Genomic DNA, 15,818 nt, shown 5'->3' with positions numbered 1-15,818 from the left:
GATATGGTTTGCGAAACAAATTTTAGCGATGCGACATGAGGCGCGGCAAAGCCGCGATGGACAAGCGATAATGACCGGCCTGCCCTATTGGAAGACCAAGACCCTTGCTGAAATGACGGACGCCGAATGGGAGGGCCTGTGCGACGGCTGCGGCCTGTGCTGTCTGAACAAGCTGGAGGATTGGGAAACCGGCGCCATCGCCTTCACCTCGGTGGCCTGTACGCTGCTCGACGGAGAGAGCTGTCGATGCAAGGACTATGACAACCGCCAGGCGATCGTGCCGGACTGCATCCGCCTGACACTGGAGAGCATCGAGGAGATTTCCTGGCTGCCGCCGACCTGCGCCTATCAGCTGGTGGCCGATGGCGACGATCTCTACTGGTGGCATCCGCTGGTCTCTGGCGATCCGGAAACGGTCCATCAGGCCGGCATTTCGGTGCGCGGCCGCACGGTCAGCGAAGACGACGTGCCGCTCGAGGATTTCGAGGACTATCTGGTCGAATGGCCGCTGACCGTCGGCCAGGACAGCAACGAAGGCCCTTAACCGGGCAAGCCGAGTGTCACGCCGCCGGCGCAGGCGCCGGCATCAGGCCTGCCTCGGTGAGGATGGCGATCAGGGGTGCGAGTTCGTCCAGATAGCGCGCCGTCTTTTTATCGACGCCGCTATACATCGGCTGGCGGACCTGCATGGCGCTCATGGTGCGCACCGCGCCGTCAGATTTGTGGAAATCGAGGCAGGCCTCGTCCCAGGACAGGTCGCAATAGTCCAGCAGCCGGCGCGTCTCGGCCTCCTGGTCGGTGGTCAGCTGCTCGTAACTGAGCTCAAGGATCTCGCCGGGAAACAACCGGTGCCAATGGTCCATCATCGCTCGGTAATCGACGAAGAAATGACCGAGGTCTTCCAGGTCGCAGGTGAATTCCAGCCCCGGTTCCGCCAGGAACGAGGAATAGCAGGCGAGACCATTGGCGAGCGGCGACCGCCGGCAGTCGATGATTTTTGCCGCAGGCAGGACCGCCTTGATCAGGCCAATCCAGGCAAAGTTGAACAATTGCTTATCCACCGTGCGCGGCGCGCCGGCGGCCAGCGTCTCCAGGCTCCGGCAATAGTCCCGGCCGAGCGTGTGAAGCGCGTCGGGCGTGATCAGGCCGGCATCTGGCAAGCGCACGCCGGATCTGTCGGCCATGATGCGCCTCTGGGCAAGGCCGACCAGCGTGCCGATCTCGCCGACCCCGGTCACGTCCGGGTGGCTCGCCAAAATGCGCTCCGTCAGCGTCGAACCGGAGCGCGGCATGCCGACGATGAAGATCGGGCTTTTGCCGGCATAACCCGCTGAGCGGGTGCGATCGCGGAAGTCTGTGTCGAAGAACTGGCGTAGCGCTGTGTAATAGTCGCTGATGGCCTGGTGCGAATAGGAAAGCGCAGCCCGGCGCAGGTCATTGGCTTGCCGCAGCGCTGCGAAGGCTTCTCGGGAACGGCCTGTCGCGTGATAGGCCTTGAACAGCGCATGGCCGAGATTGACCCGGTCATTGGAGCCAACGGGACTGTCGCGGTAGAGCGCTTCCATGGTGGCGATATGCGGATGGCCGTCCTCGTAGCGGGTCAGCGCGCTCAGCCGCAGATGGGCGTCGCTGTCGCCGGGGCTGATGGCGATCAGCTGTTCGAGGTAATGGCGCGAAAGGTCTTCCCGTCCCAGATATTCCGAGACATTGTGCAGGTTGAGAAGGATTTCCCGCGACGCTGGCGCTGCCGCGTGGCCGCGCAGCAGGAGGTCGAGCGCCTTCTGGTAATCGCTGAGCGAGCAGGCCAGGCTCGAATAGTTGTTGAGGGTTGCCAGGTGGTGGGGATCGAGCCGCAGGGCGGCGTCATAGGCGGCGGCCGCATCCGCCAGCTTGCCGATCCGCACCAGACTGTCGCCGAACATCGACCACACCTCGCAATCGTCCGCATTGAGCCGCAGCGCCGCGGAAAAGGCGGTACAGGCCAGATCGGGCCGCTGTCGCAAGGCCTCCAGGCGGCCGATTGCCACCTGGATGGCCGGTTTGCGCGGATCGAGGGCCAGCGCATCGGTGAGCAGCGCCCGGCTCCCGTCCATGTCGCCGGATTGTTGCAGCAGGCGGGAGAGATCCAGCATCGCCTTGATGGTATGGTCGCGCAGGCGGCGGACGGGATCCTCCGGCGACTGGCGCAGCTGGGGTGGTAGCCGCAGCAATGCGGCGCGGCCCTTGTCCACCACCTGTTCCAAGGCCTGTCGGGGAGGAGAGGCGACCTGCGCGGCTGACGTCATTTCGGCATCCTGTCGGCAGCCCTCGGCGCTCAACAGCGTGCGGGCAGATTTTGCGATGCTGGCATCATAGCGGCAAAGCCTGCGTGGGGCTTTCCTCGGGCGACGGCAGGGCGGCTTCAAAGGGGGGCAACCGGCCGGCGACAACGTTCGCGCAAGCTTGTTCCATCATGGTTTAGCGGAAATCCAACTTGTCGGCCGGCGGTCGGCTGTCAGGAGTGATTGCCCCCATGAGTTTAGCCGTCCAGAAAGAGCCACCGGCCGCAGATGAGGCCCTGGACCTCGATGGTCTTATCCAGCAGCTCATGCTGGCCATCTCCGTCAATCCCGATACGGCCGAGGTGCGCCGTAAAGCCGACGAATTCCTCATGACGGTTCCGCCGCAGCGGGCGTTGTCGGCGGCGAAGGCACTGTCCCATGCCTATCCCTTTTACGTACCGACCATGGACGATGCCAGCGCCGGCCGGCTGGCGTTGTCGCTCAGCCAGTTGAGCGAGCTGGTGCTGCGCGCCCGGCTGACGGCATCAAGGGCTCGCCAGCCCAATATTCTGCTGGCCTGTGCGCCGAAATCGGCCTCGACCTTCATTGCTGCGGCGCTCTGCAAGGCCCTTGGTGTCGGGCAGGTATCGCTGGCTCTGCCGACCTACACGCCCTATTCAAGCTCCATGCTCGGCGCCAATCTGCGCAATCAGGAAACCGACGAATTGGCGCTGATGCGCCACGGCCTGAACGGCGCCGGCTATGTCGCCCAGCATCACGTGCGCTGCACGCCCTATCTGTGCCGGCAGATCGAACTCTACAACATCAGGCCGATCGTCACGATCCGCAATTATTTCGACACGCTGATGAGTCTGGACGACATGTTCATGGAGTGGCGGCAGGCAAAACAGAGCGGCAATCCTCATTATTTCGACGATGGTTTGCCGGCAGATTATACCGCCATGGATCCCGTCGACCGCTATCATCTGCTCGTCGATGCCAATTGCATCTGGTATGTGCAGTTCCTGCTGAACTGGCGCAAATGCGAGGCGGCCGGCCTGGTGAAGCCGCTGTGGGTTTCCTATGAGAAGGATTTTCTGGGCGACAAAGCGGGCCTTGGCGAGCGTATCGCTGACTTCGTCGGACGGGAATTCGTCAATCCGCAGCGCATTGCCGAGACGTTTGGCGATACCAGTAACGGAAAGAAGCTGCGGCTCAACAAGGGCGTGTCCGGACGCGGCTCGGACATCCCCTCGGTCATCCGCGACAAGGTGCACGGCATCATGAGCCGCTACCGCAGCGAAGGCGACCTGTCGCCGCTGCTGGGCGAGGACGACTGACCACACCCGCTGACGACGCGAACGGCCGTCGCCGGCGTGGCGATGTCCTTACCCATTTTGAGATGATGGAAAGGTCATCGACTTGACACCTGAAACGCTAACACTGCTGCAAACCTTCATCAAGGCCATCTCTTCTGCCAGCGATCTCTCCTGGGTGAAGGCAAAGTTTGACGAATTCCTGCTCAAGACCGATCCCCAGGATGCGTTGTTCGTGGCCGGGGCGTTCGCCCTAGCCAATCCCTTTTATCTGCCAACGATGGAGGCGCAATCGGCGGAACGGCTGAAGATCGGCTTTAGCGAGTTCGCTGCGACGATCCTGCGCGCCAAGCTGACGGCATCGCGCGCGCACCAGACCAATATCCTCGTGGCGTGTTCTCCGAAATCGGCATCGACCTTCATCAGCGGCAGCCTGCGCCGCTCGCTCAACCTGCCCGATGCCAAGCTGATGGCGCCGAGCCTGCATGCCCAGACCATCTATTCCATGGGCATCACGCTGCGCGAGCAGGAGACCGACGAGTTGGCGCTGATCCAGCATGGCACCAATGGCATCGGCTATGTCGCGCAGCATCATGTGCGTTGCACGCCCTATCTCTGCCGGCAGCTGGACCTCTACAAGATCCGGCCGATCGTCACCTATCGCAATGTCTTTGATTCCATCCGCAGCCTCGACGACATGATTCTCAGCCAACGTATGAAACAGGACGTCGACCGGCCGGTCGAACAGGTCTATTTCGCCGATTCGCTGCCACTCAAATATCCCGACCTCGACGAGGAGACCCGGCTCGGCATGCTGGTCGAGCGTTATGGCGCCTGGTATCTGCATTTCTATCTGAGCTGGAAACGCTGCGAGGCGATGGGGCTGGTCAAGCCGTTCTGGATTTCCTACGAGCGCGACTTCCTCGGCGACAAGGAGGTTTTGGCCCGCAGGCTTGCCGCCTTCCTCGGCGAGGACATCGTCAGCGGCGACACGCTCGCCACCTGCTTCTCCGATATGGATTCGGCCAAGAAGGAGAGGCTCAACAAGGGCGTTGCCGGTCGCGGTTCGCAAATGCCCGACAGCATCCGCGCCCGCGTTCTGGCGGCGTTCGAACCCTATTTCGACGAGGCGGATTTCTCGGAAATTCTGTGAGACAGTCTTGAATGTCAGGCGGCGCCCCAATCCCAGCCATGGGCATCCCGCCGCCTCGTCAAGCTCGAAAGTTTGCGACAGCCGTCCTAGTCTGGCCCAGGGAGCGGAAGCTAAAAATACCCCAGCCTTGCGCAAGTGTAGGGGTCCAATAAGGCTGGTTATAGGGTGATATAAAAAGGCGAGTATATGGCGATGGTTGGTTTCGCTCTGGCGAAGCAAAAATTGGATCAGGGCGACTATTTGGAAACCCTGCAGATCCTCAATCATTGTACCGATCTTACCAATGATCCATGCATGATGGACCTGCTCGGTGCAACTTTCGAAAAACTCGGCATGGAAGCCGATGCGGCGTCGATTTTCGAGCAGGCGGCCCAACATTTCAGCGACAACAAACTGGCCCTTCTGAAAAAGGCCGCCCGCTTGTTTCTGGCCTCCGGAGATAAAAAGAAGGCCGAATTTCACGCGCTGCAGATTCTACAACTCAAGCCCGATGATCCCGATGCTGCCTTCATGCTGATCAACCTGCTGAAGACGCACAAGGATCAGGCCATTGTCGGACATCTGAAATACAACTTGATCGGCAGCGACGAGCCCGCGCATCTCGAACTCGCCCACAGGTTATGTGGTGAGGATCGGTCTGACGATCGTTTGTTACCACTGTTTCGCAAACTTGCGTTCCTGGCCCCTGAAAATCTGGAGATTGTCTCGGTCCTCGCAAGTTTCGCCCGGGAGTATGCCGATTACGATACGCTTGACGCACTGGCGCTTGCGGACCGCTCGACTCCCCCACCGGAATTGCCCATGGAAAGGCTTCTCTGGTGCGGGAACGACGCCCTAAACCGCATATCCGGGAGGATAACGCCGTCCGTTCCGTTTGATCCGGCCGCGCGCAAAAGGAGACGAAGCGCACCTCACAGATGGGGTGCGAAGCTTAAAATCGGCTATATATCCTCCGACTTGCGCCCCGATCATGTCGTGATGCGCCAGTTGGGCGCCGTTCTGCGCAGCCATAACCGGGATCGGTTCGATATCACCTTGTTCTGCAACGCCGCGGATCCGGCGGCGGACAAAAGGCGTTTCTTGTCGGCGTTTGGGCGCCCGGTCGATATCGCTGGCCTGTCGGACGGGAAAGCTGCGAAACAGATAAGGCGTCAGGAGTTAGATATATTGGTCGATCTGGGAGGCCATACGGGCAATTCGCGTGCGGCACTTCTCAATTACGGGCTTTCCCCGGTCCAGGTGTCCTGGCTTGGATTTCCCGATAGCGTCACAGGCATTGATGCCGACTATATCATCGGCGACGCCGTGGTGACGCCCGACACATCAGCACCTTTTTATGGCGAGAAATTCTGCAGGCTTCCGGAAACCTACATGCCGAACGATCCATCGGTGCGTCCGATGCCGACAGACGCTGGACGCGCCGCCTACGGATTGCCGGAGGATGCCTTCGTATTCGCCTCTTTCAATGCGCCGAAAAAGGTAACGCCGAGCGTGGCAGCCGTCTGGGCGCGAATCCTGAACGGCACGCAAGGAAGCCTTTTGTGGATGACCGGCCGAACGCGAACCGCTGAAGAGAATATCCGGCAGCGCTTTGCAAAGCTGGGCGTCGATCCCATGCGGATCGTTTTTGCCCCGGCTGTCCGCTCTTATGAAGAGCATATCGATCGAATGCGGGTCGCCGACCTCGGGCTCGATCCCTTTCCCTACAACGGCCATGCCACGACATCGGATTGCCTGTGGGCAGGGCTTCCTATCGTCGCACTGAAGGGCACGAACTTCGCGTCTCGCGCCTCCGAAAGTCAGCTCAGGGCCATGGGCATTGCGGATCTCGTGGCCAAGTCCGAGGACGACTATTGCGCGTTGGCAATAAAGCTCTTCGGGGACAGGGCGCGAGTTCGACATTACAAGGACAAGCTCGACGCTGCCCGCCTTGTTGCCCCGCTGTTTGATTCGGAACGCTTTTGCCGACATCTCGAAACGGCCTATGAAATGATGGCGTTGCGGGCAAAGAGCGGTCTGGAGCCCGACCATCTCGACGTCCCGGCCTTGCCGGCGCGCGGTTAGCCGGTGCCACCTGCGGATTAATTCTCTCAGACGGATTAATTTCGCGCCGGCCCTTGACCTTCCCATAGTGGGAAGCACCACATAGGCATCAGAGGTGATGCCATGAACGAGATAGCCAAGACGATTTCGCCGATATCCGCGATTGCCGTGCCGGTGGGTTCTATAGCCCTGCCGGTGGCCGGCATGACCTGTGCGTCCTGCGTGCGGCGGGTGGAAAAGGCGGCGGCCGGTGTGCCGGGTGTTGCGGCCGGTGCGGTCAATTTTGCGACTGAGACCCTGACCGTGACGCCGGCAGAGGGTTTTTCAGCCGAGGCGCTGCTGCGCGCCATCGATTCCGCCGGCTATGAGGCCAAGGCGGACCGGCTGGACCTCGACATCGAGGACATGACCTGCGCCTCCTGTGTGTCGCGGGTCGAAAAGGCCTTGCGCAAAGTGCCGGCCGTCGAAACGGCCTCGGTCAACCTCGCCACCAACACGGCGACCGTGACGGTGCTGGGCGGCCGCAGCCAGCTGCCGGCGCTGATCAGGGCCGTGCAGAAGGCCGGTTACAAGGCCCGCCTCGCCAAGTCCGATGGCGATGACGAGGATACAGGCCAGCTTGCCCGCGACCGCGAGATTGCCAGGCTGACCCGCGACGTGTGGATCGCCGGCCTGCTGACGCTGCCGCTGTTCGTGCTCGAAATGGGCAGTCATGTCTATGCGCCGATGCACCATTGGCTGATGGACGCTGTGCCGGGCAACACGCTGAATTATCTCTATTTTGTGCTGGCGAGTGCGGTGCTGCTCGGCCCCGGCCGGCGCTTCTTTGAGCAAGGTGTGCCGGCCCTGTTGCGCTTCGGGCCGGACATGAATTCGCTGGTCGCGGTTGGAACGGCGGCGGCCTATTGCTATTCGCTGGTGACGACCTTTGCGCCGGACGTGCTGCCGGCCGAGGCGCGATATGTCTACTATGAAGCGGCAACGGTGATCGTCACGCTGGTGCTGCTCGGCCGCCTGATGGAGGCGCGCGCCAAGGGCCGCACCGGCCAGGCGATCCGAAGGCTGGCCGGCCTGCAGGTCAAGACCGCCCGCGTCGAGCGGAACGGCGTGGAAGCCGACATTGCCAGCGGCGACGTGGTTTCGGGCGATATCCTCGTCATCCGGCCGGGCGAGCGCATTGCGGTCGACGGCGAGGTGATCGACGGCCAGTCCTATGTCGACGAGGCGATGATCTCGGGCGAACCGGTGCCGGTCGAAAAGCAGGCCGGCGCGATCGTCATCGGCGGCACGATCAACAAATCCGGCAGCTTCCGCTTTCGCGCCACCAAGGTCGGCGCCGACATGATGCTCTCGCAGATCATCCGCATGGTCGGCGAGGCGCAAGGCTCGAAACTGCCGATCCAGATGATGGTCGACCGCATCACCGCCTGGTTCGTGCCGGCGGTGATGGGCGCCGCAGTGCTGACCTTCGTCGTCTGGATGATCTTCGGACCGGAGCCGGCCTATACCTATGCGCTGGTCAGTGCGGTCGCCGTGCTGATCATCGCCTGCCCCTGCGCCATGGGGCTCGCCACCCCGACCTCGATCATGGTGGGCACCGGACGGGCCGCCGAACTCGGCGTGCTGTTTCGCAAGGGCGAGGCGCTGCAGACCTTGAGCGAGGTCGATACCGTCGTGCTCGACAAGACGGGCACGATCACCCGCGGCGAGCCTGAACTGACCGATCTCATTGTGGCCGACGGCTTTGACGAGGCAGAGGTTCTGGCGCTGGTGGCAAGCCTCGAAAGCCGCTCCGAACACCCGCTGGCTGAGGCGATCGTCGCGGCGGCGAAAGCGCGGGCCCTGCAGCTGCAGCCGGTCGAGGGGTTCGAGGCGTCTGTCGGTTTCGGCGTGTCGGGCACGGTGTCCGGCCGGCGCGTGGAGGCGGGGGCGGATCGCTACATGGTGCAGATTGGTCTTGCCGTGGACGGCTTTGCGGCGGATGCCGAACGGCTGGGCGACGAGGGCAAGACGCCGCTCTATGCGGCGATCGACGGCAAGCTTGCGGCGATCATTGCCGTCGCCGACCCGATCAAGCCGACCAGCATCGCGGCGGTGGCGGGGCTGAAGGCGCTCGGGCTCACCGTCATCATGGTGACCGGCGACAACCGCCGCACGGCGGACGCCGTGGCAAAGGCGGCCGGGATCGATGAGGTGGTGGCCGAAGCCCTGCCGCAGACCAAGGTCGAGACCGTCAAGGCGCTGAAGGCGAAGGGGCAGAAAGTGGCCTTTGTCGGCGACGGCATCAACGATGCGCCGGCGCTGGCCGAGGCCGACACGGGGATCGCGATCGGCACCGGCACCGACGTGGCGATCGAGAGCGCCGACATCGTGCTGGTGGCCGGCGATCTGACGGCCGCAGTGCGGGCCGTGACCATTGCCCGCGCCGTGATCCGCAACATCGGACAGAACCTTTTCTGGGCATTCGGCTACAATGTCTTGCTGATCCCGGTGGCCGCCGGTATCCTTTACCCATCCTTCGGCATCCTGCTTTCGCCGATGATCGGCGCGGCTGCGATGGGGCTTTCGAGCGTGTTCGTGGTGACCAATGCCCTGCGCCTGAAGCGGGCGGGGCAGGGGCAATGACTGCCGCTGCGTGAGGAAAGGGATGAGGACATGAACATCGGACAGGCCGCCGCAGCCTCCGGCGTTTCCGCCAAGATGATCCGCTATTACGAGGAAATCGGCCTGGTTCTGCCGGAAAGCCGCACGTCGAGCAATTACCGGCTCTATGGCGAGGACGAGGTGCATCGGCTGCGCTTCGTGCGCCGCGCCCGCAGCCTCGGCTTTTCGCTGGAGGAGACGCAGAAACTGCTGACGCTCTGGGCCGACAAGGACCGCGAAAGCGGCGAGGTCAAGAAGGTGGCGCTCGGCCATATCGCCGAGCTCGAAGACAAGATCGCCGCCATGCGCTCGATGGTCGAGACCCTGAAGGACCTGGCCGACTGCTGCCACGGGGATAATCGGCCGAATTGTCCGATCCTCAACGATCTGGCCGGCAGCGCGCCGGCCCTGCGCCGCGATGTCGCAGGCGACCGGAAAGCGGCCGGAATCGGCCGTTCAGCCTCTTGACCTTACCCCGGTGGTAAGGTGCACAAGCGGTGGACAGTCGATTTCAGGAAGGACAAGACCATGAGCGGCACAACGGTATTTTATGTGGACGACATGACCTGCAGCCATTGCGAAAGCACGGTCAAGCAGGCGCTGGGCGAGGCCCTGCCGGGCGCGCCGGTTGTCATCGACCTTGACGCCCATACGGTGACGGTGCAGGGCGACGCGGACCTGGCCGAAACCGCCATTCGCGACGCCGGCTATACGCCCGAAAAACGCGCCGCCTGAGACAAGAAGATACACCGAACCCTGGGGGTAGGGGGTAGGTGGTGACGGCCGGTTCCTGGAAAACGGGGACCGGCCGTTTTTTGTTGTTGGCCCCATCTTGTGCAAGGCCGCCCGCTAATGCATATAATAAAACATATGTATTTTGCGAAAGTTCTCCCGATGAGCAGCAAGCACTATCCCGACAGCACCCGCGACATGCCCGATGTCATGCAGGGCTTTTCGGCGCTGGCGTCAGCGGCGGCCAAGGACGGCGCGCTGGACAAGAAGACCAAAGAATTCGTGGCGCTCGGCATTGCCATCGGCTGCGACGGCTGCATCGGCTTCCACACCGAAGCCCTGATCAAGCTCGGCGCCAGCAAGGCGGAATTCGAAGAGGTGCTCGGCATGGCCATCACCATGGGCGGCGATGGCGGGGTGTGATGGGTTTTTTATCCTAATGGGAAAATAATCCTTGACGGCGTGACGGTGGTCTGGTAGGGTTCAGGCATAGTCGGAGAGTTGCGGGTTGAGCGGGGTACTTTAGCGCTTGCCCCTCATCCGCCTGCCGGCACCTTCTCCCCGCGAGCGGGGTGAAGGGGTGGTGCCGCAGGCGTCGTGCGGGCCTTTCGCCGGTCGTTTGAAATCGGCACCGTGCTGGTCAAAAGCCGAGTCGGAGGGGTGCGGAGATGAGTGCGATCAAAGTGGTTGACTATGATCCGGCATGGCCCGCGTTGTTTGATGAGCAGAAGCGTCGGATTTCGGCGTTGATCGGCACAATGATGGACCAGATCTGCCATGTCGGGAGCACCGCGGTCGTCGGTCTGGCGGCAAAGGCTAAGATCGACATTGATGCCGTTCTCCGCGATGACGGGCTGCTGGCCGAGGCCATCGACCGCATCGCGACGCTGGAGGAATTCACCTTTCATGGCGATCGCTATGGGGATGGAATGTGGGTCTTTACCTCGGGGCACGGATCCTACGGAACGCGCCTCTACCTCTGCGGGCCGGGGAACGCCACCCATGCCAGACGCATCCTTTTTCGCGACTGGCTCCGCAGCCATCCGGAAGACGCTGACCATTATGCCGCGCTGAAACGAAGGCTGGTGGTTGAGGCCAATGGCGACTGGTCCGTTTACACGGGCGGTAAGGCGGACTTCGTGGCCGAGATCTTGGCCAAGGCATCCGCTGCATCGGTTTGATCCGCGCTGTGGCTCGGCGACGACGGTGTGGTCGGCGGGCAGGGAGCCGGCCGTCTGTGTTCTCCCCGTTGGGGAGAAGAGACCCAGATCCTTGGCCTTGCGGGTTTTGTCGGTGGTGACAGTCTGAATGCAGGTTTTATTTGTCAATCAATGGCTGGCAGTCGGCACTTTTCACGCCCGGGTTTCCCGGGCTTTTTTGTGCCCGGGCAACGGGCGGGAGCGGGGCATGCTGAACCTTGACGAGGTCGATCTGGGGCTGTTCGGGCTTTGGCCGGAAGCGGTCGGGCAAAGGGTTTTTGCGGCGGCCGGGCGGGTGGTGCTGGAGATCAAGTCGGCCGAAGAGCCCACGGCGGCCGAGCGCTATTGCCGGCTGCTGAACGACCTGACGCTGGAAATGCGGGCGCAGTTCGAGCTGTTTCGTAACCTTCGGCAAAGCGCCGACGGGCTGATCGGCGGCGAAGACGAGGCGGCGGCCAAGCTGGCGCGCGCCGATGCCAAGGCTGCCAGCGACGCCATGTCGCTGATCGTGCGCACGCTGGAAAAGGTCGACAGCCTGCAGAGGCAACTGGCCCGCGACCGGCAGGACGAGCTGGAGCGCGGCGGCGACGGGGAGAGCTATGAACAGACGCGGACCCGGTTGCTCGTCCTCATCGAACGGCGCGCCGAAGAACGCGCCGAAGCGCTTTATCGCGCCCGCTGCGCCGCGCTTGAGCGCGACGGCCTTGGGTGTCTTGGTCCCGGTGGGGCCGGTCCTGGCCCGCCCGGTGCGCCTGGACGAGCTGAAGCCGCGACCGAGCCGCGCGCTGCGCCAGAAGCAGAAACGGGCTGAACGGTTTGCCGTCAAGAATGCCGACCGGCAGATCAAGCTGCAGGCCTGGAGGCACGAAGCGGATATGCGGACCATTTCGCAAAACCGGACCGCCAAGCGGCGGCTGGCGGCGCTGGACACGGTAGCCGCGAGCGCGCGGCAGATGACCGGTACGACGGACGATCTGGCGCAGAGCATAGCGCGGCAGGACGTAAATGGCTCGGGTATAGCGGGACGGGACATCAAGGGCCCGGGCATTGCGGGGCCGGGCAGCGAAACTTTGCGAAGCCCGACCCGTGAAGGATCCGGCGACGCGCCCGACACGGCGGAAGCGCCGACAGGCTCCGGCGCCCGGACAGCGCCGAACCAGCATGTGCCGGCGGTCGATCCGGCGTCGATGGTCCGCCAAACGGTCTACGGTGCGCTTGGCGGTGAGGATATGGCCGCGGGTGATGGTGACGACGGCATGGATGCGCCATTGCCCGATGCCGCCGCCGGACGGATCTGCCGCGAAACGCACGGTGGCGCTGATGCCACGACGATCGGTGTCGGCCTTGCCATGGGCGACGGTCCCGCACAACACGATCCGCCAGACCGGGCATCCGCTCCGGCGTTAGCGCAGCCCGGAGCGGCTGGCCGTGAAGACGGCGGCGGCCAGGCGCTTGCGGCAGGTGGCAGACCGGTGACGGTTGCTGCGGACCGGCGGGAGGGCGGCCGGCCGGATCTGCCGGACGGAGACGCACGTGACGGGGACGGACGGGAAGGGGACGAGGTGCCGGTCGGAGGCTTGGTGGACAAGGACTGGCTCGCGAAAGCGCTGGATGCGCTGGCCGACGAGCGCGGCGCCCGGATGGTCCGGGCCGGGGCGGCGGACTGGGCGGTGATCGGGCGGCGGGATCAAAAGCCGCCGGACGGGGCCTGGCGCAATTGGCTGCTGATGGGCGGGCGCGGCTCCGGCAAGACGCGGGCCGGTGCCGAATGGGTGCAGGCGCTGGCGAGTGCCGGGACGCGTTCCGATCTGCGCATCGCGCTGGTGGCCGAGACGCTGGGCGACGCCCGCGAGGTGATGATCGACGGGCTGTCGGGCATTGCCAGCATTGCCAGAACGCCGCGGCCGGAGGTGGAGATCTCGCGGCGCCGGCTGATCTGGCCGAATGGCGCGGTGGCGCAGATCTTTTCCTCCGAAGATCCGGAAAGCCTGCGCGGTCCGCAGTTTCATTATGCCTGGTGCGACGAACTGGCCAAATGGAAATATGCCGAAGAGACCTATGACATGCTGCAGTTCGGCCTGCGGCTGGGACACGATCCGCGCCAGCTGATCACCACCACGCCGCGGCCGGTACCGCTGCTGAAACGGCTGATCGCCGATCCCGGCACGCGGCTGACGCGGCTGTCGACGCTCTCCAATGCCGCCAACCTGGCGCCGGGTTTCATCGCTGAGCTGGAGAGCCGTTATGGCGGCACGCGGCTGGGGCGGCAGGAGCTGGGCGGCGAACTGATCGAGGACCGCGACGACGCGCTATGGAAACGCGAGCAGATCGACGCGCTGACCGTTCGACAGATCGCGCCGCTGACCCGCATCGTCGTGGCGGTCGATCCGCCGTCCGGCTCAGGCGCCAAATCCTGCTGCGGCATTGTCGTCGCCGGCCTGCTGGGCGAGGGCCGGGCCCTGGTGCTGGCCGATTGTTCGGTGGAGGGGCAAAGCCCCGCCGGCTGGGCGGCGGCCGTGCTGAAGGCCTATCGGCGCTTCGAGGCCGACCGGGTGGTGGCCGAGATCAACCAGGGCGGCGACATGGTGACGGCGGTGCTGAAAAGCGTCGACGCGCAGGTCCCGGTGAAAACGGTGCGGGCGATGCGCGGCAAGTTTCTGCGCGCCGAACCGGTGGCCGCTCTTTACGAACAGGGCCGCGTTTTGCACGCGGCCCGGTTCAGTGATCTGGAGGATCAGATGTGCGATTTCGGCCCGGACGGTCTGTCGTCGGGCCGCTCGCCCGACCGGCTGGATGCGCTGGTCTGGGCGTTGACGGCGCTGCTCCTGGAAGGTGCCGGCGAGCCGCGTGTCCGGGGCGTGTGAGCGCTTAGGGCGTTACTTCGACGGGCTGGCCGGCTGGGCGGAACCCTGGCGCATCTGGCGCCATTCGCTCTCCAGCCGCTCGACGATATGCGGCGGAATGGTGGCCGGGGCTGCCTTGACCTGATTGCTGTTGTTCGTGTCCATCCTGGCTTCTCCACGGGTTGGGCACGGGCGGATCCGTGCTGGTTTTTGAATGTTTGCGTCACCGAAACGTCTGCTGGAGCGGAAAGTTCCACAGAGTTAAATCATTGTAAATACGGCGCTCACGCACTCTAACCGATTGAATTCATTTCAAACGATTGAAAGCTGTGGGTGTTTTCGACCGTGGTTAAGGGCCTGGCTGTCGCCTGGCGCCTGCCGCTTCATTTTTGTCCGACCCTTAGAGATCGAAGAGGATTCCATGACCCTGGATGAGCAGCGATTCTATGCCCGATGCCGCACCGAGCTTTATGGTGGTCGGCTGAAACAGGCCCAGGTTTCGGGCCTGTCGGCCATCCTCGACAGCTTTCAAAAACGCCAGCCGGACGGCGACCTGCGGCTGCTCGCCTATATCCTGGCGACCGCCCATCACGAGACGGCGCGCACCCTGCTGCCGGTGCGCGAGACGCTGGCCGCAACCGATGCGCTGGCGATCCGCCGGCTGGACACGGCGTTTGCGGCCGGGCGCTTGCCGCAGGTGAAACAGCCTTACTGGCGGTGCGACGCGGAGGGCAAGAGCTGGCTCGGCCGCGGTTTTGTGCAGCTGACCCACAGGCGCAATTACCAGCGGCTGGGGGAACTGCTGGGTGTCGATCTCGTCAGCGATCCCGACCGGGCCATGCAGCTCGACGTGGCCGCCGACGTGCTGGTGGCCGGCATGCTGGCCGGCGCCTTTACCGGAAGACGGCTGGGAGAGTTTTTTGATGCGGATCATGCCGACTGGACCAGCGCACGCCGGGTGGTCAACGGCACCGACCGGGCAGCGCTGATCGGCGGCTATGGCCGGGTGTTTTTCGCGGCCCTGCAGCCGGCAGCGTGAGCAGGATGCCCGGCGCCTGGAGATCGGCACCAAAATGAAGACAGACCGGTTTGACCGGGACATCGACCGGGTGAAGCCGCTGCGCGAGCCGCGTTTTGCGCGGATTACCGGATGGACGAGGCGGTGACGGCGGCGATGGGATCTCCACCTCCCCCTTGAGGGGGGAGGTCGCGCGGAACGCGCGGGTGGGGGTGACCCTTTGTCCTCACTGACTTTGGCGGTCACCCCACCCCGGAGCTTCGCTCCGACCCTCCCCCTCAAGGGGAGGGTGGCGGCGTTCGCCTGCCCCATGACGGATCGCCACGAGATATGGCTCCGGACGAGATATGCGCAGGCTGACGGCTGGGCTCCCCCTCCCCCTTGAGGGGGGAGGTCGACGCGAAGCGGCGGGTGGGGGTGATCTCTGGCGCCGGCGGTTTTGGCCGGTCACCCCACCCCGGAGCTTCGCTCCGACCCTCCCCCTCAAGGGGAGGGTGGCGGCATGCGCCTGTCCCATGACGGATCGCCACGAGATACGGCTCCGGACGAGATATGCGCAGGCTGACATTTGGGCTCCACCTCCCCCTTGAGGGGGGAGGTCGACGCGAAG

General features: G+C 63.8%; 13 protein-coding genes and 1 pseudogene. 12 read left to right on the top strand and 2 right to left on the bottom strand.

Going from position 1 to position 15,818, the window contains the following annotated elements:
- Positions 1-70: 70 nt before the first annotated feature.
- Positions 71-544: a YcgN family cysteine cluster protein gene (locus HGO38_RS23925; protein ID WP_250958332.1), complete on the top strand. Its 474-nt coding sequence runs from the start codon at positions 71-73 to the stop codon at positions 542-544.
- Between the two features lie 16 nt (positions 545-560).
- Here the strand turns inward: HGO38_RS23925 and HGO38_RS23920 are convergent, their stop codons facing one another.
- On the bottom strand, positions 561-2,285 hold the full coding sequence (locus tag HGO38_RS23920; protein ID WP_250958331.1) for a tetratricopeptide repeat-containing sulfotransferase family protein: 1,725 nt from the start codon (positions 2,283-2,285) through the stop codon (positions 561-563).
- Positions 2,286-2,512: 227 nt separating this feature from the next.
- Here HGO38_RS23920 and HGO38_RS23915 point away from each other — a divergent pair, with 227 nt between their 5' ends.
- The 10 genes and pseudogenes from HGO38_RS23915 (at position 2,513) to HGO38_RS23870 (ending at position 14,211) form a co-directional block, all read left to right on the top strand.
- Complete coding sequence (locus HGO38_RS23915; RefSeq protein WP_250958330.1) at positions 2,513-3,601, top strand: hypothetical protein; 1,089 nt, start codon at positions 2,513-2,515, stop codon at positions 3,599-3,601.
- Between the two features lie 82 nt (positions 3,602-3,683).
- Positions 3,684-4,730 carry a hypothetical protein gene (locus HGO38_RS23910; RefSeq protein ID WP_250958329.1) on the top strand — a complete coding sequence of 349 codons (1,047 nt, stop codon included), beginning with the start codon at positions 3,684-3,686 and terminating at the stop codon, positions 4,728-4,730.
- A gap of 186 nt (positions 4,731-4,916) precedes the next feature.
- Complete coding sequence (locus HGO38_RS23905) at positions 4,917-6,794, top strand: O-linked N-acetylglucosamine transferase, SPINDLY family protein (RefSeq protein WP_250958328.1); 1,878 nt, start codon at positions 4,917-4,919, stop codon at positions 6,792-6,794.
- Between the two features lie 102 nt (positions 6,795-6,896).
- Positions 6,897-9,398 carry a heavy metal translocating P-type ATPase gene (locus tag HGO38_RS23900; RefSeq protein ID WP_284739534.1) on the top strand — a complete coding sequence of 834 codons (2,502 nt, stop codon included), beginning with the start codon at positions 6,897-6,899 and terminating at the stop codon, positions 9,396-9,398.
- A gap of 30 nt (positions 9,399-9,428) precedes the next feature.
- Positions 9,429-9,884 (top strand): Cu(I)-responsive transcriptional regulator, encoded by a 456-nt coding sequence (cueR, locus tag HGO38_RS23895; protein WP_250958327.1) that lies wholly within the window; start codon positions 9,429-9,431, stop codon positions 9,882-9,884.
- Between the two features lie 60 nt (positions 9,885-9,944).
- A complete protein-coding gene (locus HGO38_RS23890) occupies positions 9,945-10,151 on the top strand; it encodes a heavy-metal-associated domain-containing protein (RefSeq protein WP_250958326.1) in 207 nt (68 codons plus the stop codon).
- A 135-nt stretch (positions 10,152-10,286) separates the two neighbouring features.
- A pseudogene (locus tag HGO38_RS23885) lies at positions 10,287-10,556 on the top strand (carboxymuconolactone decarboxylase family protein); the annotation flags it as partial.
- 260 nt (positions 10,557-10,816) lie between these two features.
- Positions 10,817-11,329, top strand: a complete 513-nt coding sequence (locus HGO38_RS23880; RefSeq protein ID WP_250958325.1) for a GrpB family protein — start codon at positions 10,817-10,819, stop codon at positions 11,327-11,329.
- A 226-nt stretch (positions 11,330-11,555) separates the two neighbouring features.
- Positions 11,556-12,158 (top strand): hypothetical protein, encoded by a 603-nt coding sequence (locus HGO38_RS23875; RefSeq protein WP_250958324.1) that lies wholly within the window; start codon positions 11,556-11,558, stop codon positions 12,156-12,158.
- 829 nt (positions 12,159-12,987) lie between these two features.
- Entirely contained in the window at positions 12,988-14,211 is a 1,224-nt protein-coding gene (locus HGO38_RS23870) for a DNA-packaging protein (protein WP_250958445.1), read from the top strand.
- Positions 14,212-14,223: 12 nt separating this feature from the next.
- Here HGO38_RS23870 and HGO38_RS31070 read toward each other — a convergent pair whose 3' ends face one another.
- Positions 14,224-14,355 (bottom strand): hypothetical protein, encoded by a 132-nt coding sequence (locus HGO38_RS31070; RefSeq protein ID WP_284739533.1) that lies wholly within the window; start codon positions 14,353-14,355, stop codon positions 14,224-14,226.
- Between the two features lie 256 nt (positions 14,356-14,611).
- On the opposite strand from HGO38_RS31070, the gene HGO38_RS23865 reads away from it, so the two are divergent.
- On the top strand, positions 14,612-15,229 hold the full coding sequence (locus HGO38_RS23865) for a glycoside hydrolase family 19 protein (RefSeq protein WP_250958323.1): 618 nt from the start codon (positions 14,612-14,614) through the stop codon (positions 15,227-15,229).
- The last annotated feature ends 589 nt before the right edge of the window (positions 15,230-15,818 follow it).

Origin of the sequence: Rhizobium sp. CG5, from assembly GCF_023701945.1 — a bacterium.
Lineage (GTDB): Bacteria > Pseudomonadota > Alphaproteobacteria > Rhizobiales > Rhizobiaceae > Allorhizobium.
Note: the sequence above shows the minus strand (reverse complement) of the source record. Positions and strands in the feature narration are given on the sequence as shown.